Raw genomic sequence first — 4017 nt, forward strand, 5'->3', positions numbered from 1 at the left:
CGCCGCCGAATCCTTCGCGGCCCTGCTCGATCGGGTTCGCGATATCGATCTGGCCGCCTTCGCCCACGCCGATGTGCCCTTCGAACGCCTTGTCGCCGAACTGGATCCGCCGCGCACCCAGGCACACCACCCGCTGTACCAGGTGGCGCTGTCGTTCCAGAACTTCGGCGCCACGCGCCTCGAACTGCCCGAGCTGACGGTGTCGGCGGTGGATCTGGGCGAGGAAGCGGCACCGGTAGATCTCCAGCTCACCGTTGTTCCGCTCGAGGACAGTGACGGACCCGCCGGTCTGCGCTGCTCCTGGCGCTACGCCACCGACCTGTTCGACGCCTCGACCATGGCGACGCTCGGTGCCCGGCTGGCCGGGCTCCTGGCCGCGGCCGTCGCCGCGCCGCACCGGCCCGTCGGCGACCTGCCGGTGCTGACGGAAGCCGAGCTGACCGAGCCCTCCGGCGAGCTCCGGCTCGTCTCCGACGCGACGTTGCTCGACGAGTTCCAGGCCCGCGCCCAGCATCGTCCGGACGCACCCGCGGTCACTTTCGACGAGGTCACGGTGACCTACGGCGAGCTGGCCGGGCGCGTCAACCGGCTGGCCCGGCTGCTGGTCGCCGACGGCGTCGGCCCCGCAAGCACGGTGGGCGTGGCGATTCGGCCGACGATCGATCTCGTCGTCGCCATGTACGCCGTGTTCGCGGCCGGTGGCGCCTACGTGCCGCTCGATCCCGATTCGCCCGCCGAACGCCGCGCCGACATCCTCGCCGCCGCACAGCCGGTCTGCCTGCTGACCACCACCGGCGACGCGATCAACGCCGACGGATTGCCGGTCGTCGAGGTGGACCGGGTCGCGCTGTCGCACTTCTCGGACGCCTGGCTGACCGACGCCGACCGGCTGCGCCCCCTGCACACCCTCGACCTGGCATATGTGATCTTCACGTCCGGTTCGACGGGCAAGCCGAAGGGTGTCGGCGTGCCGCACGCGGCGATCGTCAACCAGGCCGCGTTCATGGTCGGCGAGTACGGGGTGGGGGAGTCCGACACTGTCCTGCAGTCGATTCCGTTCACCTTCGATGCCTCGATGATCGGTTTCGCTTCCCCGTTGCGCGCCGGTGCGCACATGATCGTGGCCGCCACGCAGGGGCTCACCGATCCCGCTTACCTCGCCGAACTCGTTGCCCGCCATCGTGTTACCGGCACCACCATCGTGCCCTCGGTCCTGCAGATGCTGCTGGATTCCGCGCCCACCGGCGCCCTGCGTTCGCTGCGCGCGGTGTGGGTCGGCGGTGAGGCGCTGCCGAACGCCACCATCGAACGCTTCACCACCGTCACCGCGGGTCGTCTGCACAATCTGTACGGCCCCACCGAGGCCACCGTGTCGATCACCGGCGCCGATGTGACCGAGGTGGGCGACGGCATCGTTCCGATCGGCTTGCCGCACTGGAATTCTCGTGCCTACGTGCTCGACGCGCGGCTGCGGCCGGTGCCGGTCGGCACGCCCGGCGAGCTGTACCTGGCCGGCGCGCAACTGGCTCGCGGCTACCTCGGCAGCCCCGACAAGACGATGGAGCGATTCGTCGCCGACCCGTACGGTCCCGTCGGTGAGCGCATGTACCGCACCGGCGATCTGGTGCGCAGACTCCCGTCCGGTGACCTGACCTATTTGGGCCGCACCGACGTTCAGCTCAAACTGCACGGCCTGCGCATCGAACCCGGCGAGATCGAGGCGGCGCTGCGCACGCATCCGGCGGTCGCGGGCGCGGCGGTCGCGGTGCATCACGAACAGCTGGTCGGCTACGTGACACCCCTCGACGCGTCGGTCGACACCGTCGAGGTGCTGGCGACCATTCGAACCCTGTTGCCCCCGTACATGATTCCGCACCGTCTGGTGGTGCTCGACGAGTTCCCGCTCGGTGCCACCGGCAAGCTCGACCGCAAGGCGCTGCCGGCGCCCGCCGTGGAGATCCGCGAATACCAGGCACCGGCCACCGCCGACGAGCAGATCGTCGCCTCGGCGATCGCCGGGGCACTCGACCTCGAACGAGTCGGCCGTGACGACGACTTCTTCGTCCTCGGCGGCACCTCGCTCGCGGCGATCCGGGTGCGCGCCACCCTCGCCGAGCAACTGGGCATCGAGGTGCCGCTGCGCCTGCTGTTCAGCTATCCGCTGGTCAGCGACCTGGCGCTGGCGTTGCGCGACGAGTCGTCGGCCTCGGCCGCCGGTCCCGATCCGGCCGTGGACGCGATCCTCGACCCGTCGATCGACCTCACCGGCTGCGCGCCCCAGCGCACCGGCGCACCGGCCACGCTGCTGCTCACCGGCGCCACCGGGTTCCTCGGCAGCTTCCTGCTGCGCGAACTCCTCGAACAGACGTCGGCGACCGTTCACTGCCTGGTCCGCGCCACCGATGACGCGGGCGCGGTGGATCGCGTCGTCTCCACCGCCGCGAAGTACCGCATCGATCTGCGGCCCTATCGCGACCGAATCGTCGGCGTCCCCGGCGATCTCGCGCAGCCGAACCTCGGCATGGACCCACTGCGCTTCGCCGAACTCGCTGCCAGGGCCGACGCGATCTATCACAACGGCGCGCTGGTGAACCACCTCGAACCGTATGCGCGGATGCGAGCGGCCAACGTCTGCGGCACCACCGAGGTGTTGCGCCTGGCCACCACCACCAGGGTCAAGCCGATCCACTATGTGTCGACCCTGTCGGTGCTGGCGGGGGTCCCGCAGGACAACGGGGTGCCCGCCGGTCTGCCCGGCTACGCGATGACCAAGTGGGTCGCCGAGCAGCTCGTGCACGCCGCGATCGAGCGTGGCGTTCCCATCGCCGTCTACCGCCCCGGCTTGATCACCGGCGACTCCCGCACGGGCGTCGCCCCCGCCGAGGACGCCTGGTGGACGATGTTGCGGTCCATGCTGGTGCTCGGGGTGGCTGTCGATGTGCGGGCGATCGCCATCGAGATGGCCCCGGTCGACCATGTCGCGGCGGGGATCGTCAGCCGATCTCGCCAGGCGGCGGCCATCGGCAACATCTTCCGGGCCTCCGGCGCGCAGGTGCCGCTGCAAGTCGTCTACGAGGAGATCCGCAGTCGCGGTTACCGTTTCGACTTCATCGACCCGATGGAATTCGGCCTCCAGCTCTCCACCGCGGCCGAACGCCAGGACGCGGACCCCATCCTGGCGCGGGCTTCGGCACTGAGCGGCAACTACGCGGCCGCCCTCGCCAAGGCGAATCCGGCGGCGGTGCTCACCCGCGTGGAATCGGCCCCCGCCGAACCCTTCCGCGGCCTGCCGATCGAGTTCCCCGCGGTCGACGCCGCGGTCATCGCCCGCTACTTCGACCACTACATCGACATCGGCTTCTTCCCGGCGCCCGGAGCGGACCATCTCACGCACGCGTGAGCGGGAGCTCGCCGAGGTTCCCGCAGGAGCACCGGGCTCCTGCGGGAATCAGCATTACTTCGCGTAGTCGTAGAACCCGCGACCGGTCTTGCGGCCCAGTCGGCCCGCGTCCACCATCCGGCGCAACAGCGCGGGCGGGGCGAGATGCGGCTCGGCGAACTCCGCGTAGAGCGACTCCGACGCCGCGAGGGCGATGTCGAGGCCGACGGTGTCGAGCAGCGTCAGCGGGCCCATCGGGTAGCCGCAGCCGCCCTTCATCGCCGCGTCGATGTCCTCGGCGGTGGCGTAGCCCGACTCGAGCATCCGGATCGCCGAACACAGGTAGGGGATGAGCAGCGCGTTGACGATGAACCCGGAGCGGTCACCGGCCTGCACGGCCATCTTGCCGAGGGTGTTCTTCACGTAGTCGGTGACGGCCACGGCCGCTTCCGGCGCGGTCACCAGGGTCGAGATGATCTCGACCAGCGGCATCACCGGCACCGGGTTGAAGAAGTGCACGCCCACGACCCGCTCGGGCCGCTCGGTCGCCCCGGCCACCTTGATCACGGGGATCGAGGAGGTGTTGGTGGCGAGGATGCCCTCGGGCTTCACGATCTTGTCCAGCTTGCCGAAGATCT

Annotated in this window: 2 protein-coding genes; one reads left to right on the plus strand and one right to left on the minus strand. The window is 70.1% G+C overall.

Going from position 1 to position 4017, the window contains the following annotated elements; genetic code table 11:
• A partial coding sequence (locus tag ACFWF3_RS26940) for an amino acid adenylation domain-containing protein (protein WP_379316161.1) occupies positions 1–3400 on the plus strand: 3400 nt, incomplete at its 5' end.
• Between the two features lie 54 nt (positions 3401–3454).
• Here ACFWF3_RS26940 and ACFWF3_RS26945 read toward each other — a convergent pair.
• A partial coding sequence (locus ACFWF3_RS26945) for a 3-hydroxyacyl-CoA dehydrogenase family protein (RefSeq protein ID WP_379316163.1) occupies positions 3455–4017 on the minus strand: 563 nt, incomplete at its 5' end.

Origin of the sequence: Nocardia sp. NPDC060220, assembly GCF_042727815.1 — a bacterium.
GTDB lineage: Bacteria > Actinomycetota > Actinomycetes > Mycobacteriales > Mycobacteriaceae > Nocardia.